This window comes from Cereibacter changlensis JA139 (assembly GCF_003034985.1).
GTDB lineage: Bacteria > Pseudomonadota > Alphaproteobacteria > Rhodobacterales > Rhodobacteraceae > Cereibacter > Cereibacter changlensis.
The window spans coordinates 1-1,898 of the sequence record NZ_PZKG01000299.1 but is presented as its reverse complement, the minus strand read 5'-3'; the positions used below and the strand labels follow the sequence as shown (position 1 = coordinate 1,898).

Below are 1,898 nucleotides of genomic sequence, written 5' to 3'. Positions count from 1 at the left end.
CTGGTCGGTCATAGAGAGATCGTTGGCAAAGGCCTATCCCAGGTTCTGCCTGAGGTCATTGCCCAGGGATTTCTGGAGATACTAGATAGAGTGTACTCGACTTCCACTCCTTTCGTCGGGCGCGCCCTGCCAATTCTTCTGCAGCGCGTCCCAGAGGGGGATCTGGAGCAGCGCTACATCGACCTGATCTATCAACCCATGCTTGACGATGAAGAAAATGTCACTGGCATTTTTGTCCAAGGAAATGATGTGACCGAAGCGTTCATCTTGGCGCAAGAAGTTGCACACCAAGCTGCGCACGATTTCCTTACCGGTCTTCCGAATCGACGAGAATTCGCCCGCAGAATGCAGGAGTTGTCCTGGCCTGGACCTCACGCAGTTCTCTATCTTGATATCGATCACTTCAAGCTGATAAATGATCGATGCGGTCATGCGGCGGGAGATAGTCTCTTACTCCAGGTTGCGGACCTCCTAAGATCTCATTGCGTCTCATCCGGTGATATCCTTGCTCGTCTAGGGGGCGACGAATTTGCGATTGTCCGTCAGAACTGCTCTCCAGGCGCCGCGACGGAGTTCGGCAACCGCCTGCGGGTTGCGATCAAGGAGCTCAGGCTCGTTTGGGAGGGCAAACACTACGGAGTCACGCTCAGCGTCGGGATCGCCAGTTTCGGGGGAGCGACAGGCTTGTCTTTCGAGACCGCTCTGTCGCTTGCGGATGCGGCCAGCTTCATTGCAAAAGAAGCAGGAAGGAATCGCGTGCAGGTGAGCCTACCTTCGGACGAAGATATCCGGCGCCAACAGACCGACTTGGACAGCATCACGCGGCTGACAGAGGCCATGCTGCAAGACCGGGTGGTTCTGCATGTTCAGAGAATTGTAGATCTTCACGATGACAGTGGGTTGGATAGGAGCATCTTTGAGGTTCTGGCGCGCATTCGCGATCCTATGGGAGGTATCTTGGGGCCGGCAGGATTCATTCCGGCCGCCGAGCGGTTCGGGCTGATTGAAGATCTTGATCGCCACATCATCACGAAGGTCTTTTCTTACATTCAGGCCCAACCGCCAAGCGCAGCGCTGAGACGAACATATTTTATCAACATCTCGGGAATCACATTGAGCGCTTCCGGCTTTCCCTGCTTTATAAGAGAGGCGCTGCTTGCCCACCCGCTTGTTTGCGCTGCTGGGATCTGCTTCGAAATCACCGAGACTGCCGCTCTCTCGCATATTGAGCGCACCGTAGACGCGATGCTGAGCTTGACCAGCCTGGGCTTCAAGTTCGCCTTGGACGATTTCGGAAGCGGGATGGCTTCGTTCGGCTACCTGAATAAGTTGCCCGTTCAGTATATCAAGATAGACGGGGAGTTCATCAGGACGGTCTTTGATCAGCGTGTAAGCTTTATTATCGTCGAGGCGATAACCAAAGTGGCCCATGCGATGAACATGAAAGTGATAGCAGAATCCGTAGAACGCCCCGAAATGATATCTCACCTCAAGGCGCTCGGCGTCGATTTTGGGCAAGGTTTCGCTCTCCACCGACCAGAGAACATGTGAGTGTATGGCTCAGTCGTAGCCCTTCGCTACCAATAGATCTGCGAGCGCGCCATTGCAGCCGGTCAGCGTCTCCGCGTGCTCAGGCTTGGGGCCACGTAGATCTTTTGCTCACTGTGTCATTGAAATCCGGCGGCGCGGGTCTTTGCTCACATGAAAACTGGACACGAAACGACTGCCGATGAATCCTCATGATGGGCGAGAGATCAAGGAGGACGCGATTTTATCTGTAATCCGACTTCTGCGTCGTAGTTCAGGATCCTTCATTCAAGGCCAGGAAGGGTGGTTGACAGGAAGACGTCAATCAAGCAACTTATCATGGTGATAATTTGTGTCGGCGAGCGCGGGCA

Annotated in this window: 1 protein-coding gene; it reads left to right on the top strand. The window is 54.2% G+C overall.

Annotated elements, in window-relative coordinates:
* On the top strand, positions 1 to 1,551 hold a 1,551-nt coding region (locus C5F48_RS23425), incomplete at its 5' end, for a putative bifunctional diguanylate cyclase/phosphodiesterase (protein ID WP_181247767.1).
* Between the last annotated feature and the right edge of the window lie 347 nt (positions 1,552 to 1,898).